We start from the raw sequence: 2,107 nt of genomic DNA on the forward strand, positions 1-2,107 counted from the left end.
GACCATATTGCGGGAGGTGGATTTGAACCACCGGCCTTCGGGTTATGAGCCCGACGAGCTACCAGACTGCTCCATCCCGCGATTTTAATAAAGGAGGATGTGGGATTTGAACCCACGCACGGCAAGACCGTCTAACGGTTTTCAAAACCGTCCCCTTAAGCCACTTGGGTAATCCTCCAAATGTAAATATACCAAGAATGGTAATGACCCGTACGGGATTTGAACCCATGTTACCGCCGTGAAAGGGCGATGTCTTAACCACTTGACCAACGGGTCATATTTATCGTTCTTACGCCATAAGACGCTTAATTATAATACCGAACTTATTGCCAAAAGTCAACCTTTTTTTATTTAGCTGATGCGATAAATCCTTTTAAGTTGCTGAATCACAACGTTATTAATAATACAGGATTATGACTCATCATGCAAGAGTTTTGTGCAAAAAGTTAAACTTTTTTCGTAAGATTGCCAATTAAAAGTATTTTTCTTTAAGCAATACAAATATTGTTATAACATATTGTTAAAAAGCCTGTATTACAGCTATATCTAGTAATTAAAAAGACCGTAGATTTTGTTCTAACGGTCTTTTTAATTATATCAGCGGAGACTGAGAGATTCGAACTCTCGCACCAGAATAACCCGATCTACACCCTTAGCAAGGGCGCCTCTTCAGCCACTTGAGTAAGTCTCCACAATGGGCCTAAATGGACTTGAACCATCGACCTCACGCTTATCAGGCGTGCGCTCTAACCAGCTGAGCTATAGGCCCCAAAAAGCGGGTAACGAGAATCGGACTCGCGACTAAAGCTTGGAAGGCTTTCGTTTTACCACTAAACCATACCCGCACTAATAATAAATGGCGCGGGACGGAATCGAACCGCCGACACAAGGAGCTTCAATCCTTTGCTCTACCGACTGAGCTACCGAGCCATCCTACGGTCCATATCAGATTTGAACTGATGATCTTCTCCGTGACAGGGAGACGAGATAAACCACTGCTCCAATGGACCATATTGCGGGAGGTGGATTTGAACCACCGGCCTTCGGGTTATGAGCCCGACGAGCTACCAGACTGCTCCATCCCGCGATTTTAAAATATAAAAGTACAAAAAGTACAAACAAACTCCATACTTTATGGACCTTGTAGGACTCGAACCTACGACAGGACGGTTATGAGCCGTCTGCTCTAACCAACTGAGCTAAAGGTCCAAGCTCTGGGAAATAGCGGCGGGGGGGATCGAACCCTCGACCTCCCGGGTATGAACCGGACGCTCTAGCCAGCTGAGCTACACCGCCAACAATGCAATCATTTTATAAAGATTACAATCGGGAAGACAGGATTCGAACCTGCGACCCCCTGGTCCCAAACCAGGTGCTCTACCAAACTGAGCCACTTCCCGTAATTATGCGCCCTGAAGGATTTGAACCTTCAACCTTCTGATTCGTAGTCAGACACTCTATCCAGTTGCGCTAAGGGCGCATCACTAAATGCCGAGGACCGGAGTCGAACCGGTACGGTTGAAACCAACCGCGGGATTTTAAGTCCCGTGCGTCTGCCAATTCCGCCACCCCGGCAAGTAATGAAAGCGGAAGACGGGATTCGAACCCGCGACCCCCACCATGGCAAGGTGATGTTCTACCACTGAACTACTTCCGCACAATATGTAATGCCGATTATACGATTTGAACGTACGACCCCCTGTTTACAAGACAGATGCTCTACCAACTGAGCTAAATCGGCAAAATGTAAATATGGTATATATTATTGGCGAATACGGGTGGTGGGACTTGAACCCACACGTCCGAAAACACTAGAACCTAAATCTAGCGCGTCTGCCAATTCCGCCACACCCGCAAAATGGGGCCATGAGTCGTGACGGGCTTGAACCGTCGACCCTCTGATTAAAAGTCAGATGCTCTACCAACTGAGCTAACGACTCGAGATGGAGGATACAGGGCTCGAACCTGTGACCTCCTGCTTGTAAGGCAGATGCTCTCCCAGCTGAGCTAATCCTCCATAAGCACGGCAGCGTCCTACCCTCGCAGGCAGTCTCCCACCAACTACTCTCGGCGTGAAGAAGCTTAACTGCTGTGTTCGGCATGGTTA

19 tRNA genes are annotated in these 2,107 nt (G+C 47.6%); all 19 read right to left on the reverse strand.

The window, feature by feature from the left end:
* Positions 1 to 7: 7 nt before the first annotated feature.
* A tRNA-Met gene (locus LACWKB10_RS09635) sits at positions 8 to 81 on the reverse strand.
* A 10-nt stretch (positions 82 to 91) separates the two neighbouring features.
* Positions 92 to 178, reverse strand: a tRNA-Ser gene (locus LACWKB10_RS09640).
* 26 nt (positions 179 to 204) lie between these two features.
* Positions 205 to 276, reverse strand: a tRNA-Glu gene (locus tag LACWKB10_RS09645).
* Between the two features lie 325 nt (positions 277 to 601).
* Positions 602 to 691 (reverse strand) — tRNA-Ser (locus tag LACWKB10_RS09650).
* A gap of 4 nt (positions 692 to 695) precedes the next feature.
* A tRNA-Ile gene (locus LACWKB10_RS09655) sits at positions 696 to 769 on the reverse strand.
* A gap of 5 nt (positions 770 to 774) precedes the next feature.
* Positions 775 to 845, reverse strand: a tRNA-Gly gene (locus tag LACWKB10_RS09660).
* A 12-nt stretch (positions 846 to 857) separates the two neighbouring features.
* Positions 858 to 930: transfer RNA gene (locus LACWKB10_RS09665), tRNA-Phe, on the reverse strand.
* 6 nt (positions 931 to 936) lie between these two features.
* Positions 937 to 1,010 (reverse strand) — tRNA-Asp (locus LACWKB10_RS09670).
* A gap of 3 nt (positions 1,011 to 1,013) precedes the next feature.
* Positions 1,014 to 1,087: transfer RNA gene (locus LACWKB10_RS09675), tRNA-Met, on the reverse strand.
* A gap of 48 nt (positions 1,088 to 1,135) precedes the next feature.
* Positions 1,136 to 1,209, reverse strand: a tRNA-Ile gene (locus tag LACWKB10_RS09680).
* A gap of 13 nt (positions 1,210 to 1,222) precedes the next feature.
* Positions 1,223 to 1,296: transfer RNA gene (locus LACWKB10_RS09685), tRNA-Met, on the reverse strand.
* A gap of 30 nt (positions 1,297 to 1,326) precedes the next feature.
* Positions 1,327 to 1,400: transfer RNA gene (locus LACWKB10_RS09690), tRNA-Pro, on the reverse strand.
* 6 nt (positions 1,401 to 1,406) lie between these two features.
* Positions 1,407 to 1,480: transfer RNA gene (locus LACWKB10_RS09695), tRNA-Arg, on the reverse strand.
* Positions 1,481 to 1,489: 9 nt separating this feature from the next.
* Positions 1,490 to 1,575: transfer RNA gene (locus tag LACWKB10_RS09700), tRNA-Leu, on the reverse strand.
* Positions 1,576 to 1,585: 10 nt separating this feature from the next.
* Positions 1,586 to 1,657: transfer RNA gene (locus LACWKB10_RS09705), tRNA-Gly, on the reverse strand.
* A gap of 11 nt (positions 1,658 to 1,668) precedes the next feature.
* Positions 1,669 to 1,741, reverse strand: a tRNA-Thr gene (locus LACWKB10_RS09710).
* A 32-nt stretch (positions 1,742 to 1,773) separates the two neighbouring features.
* Positions 1,774 to 1,855: transfer RNA gene (locus LACWKB10_RS09715), tRNA-Leu, on the reverse strand.
* Positions 1,856 to 1,867: 12 nt separating this feature from the next.
* Positions 1,868 to 1,940 (reverse strand) — tRNA-Lys (locus LACWKB10_RS09720).
* Between the two features lie 4 nt (positions 1,941 to 1,944).
* Positions 1,945 to 2,017 (reverse strand) — tRNA-Val (locus LACWKB10_RS09725).
* Positions 2,018 to 2,107: the final 90 nt, after the last annotated feature.

The sequence above is a fragment of the Lactobacillus sp. wkB10 genome, assembly GCF_000760615.1.
Taxonomy (GTDB): Bacteria; Bacillota; Bacilli; order Lactobacillales; family Lactobacillaceae; genus Lactobacillus; species Lactobacillus huangpiensis.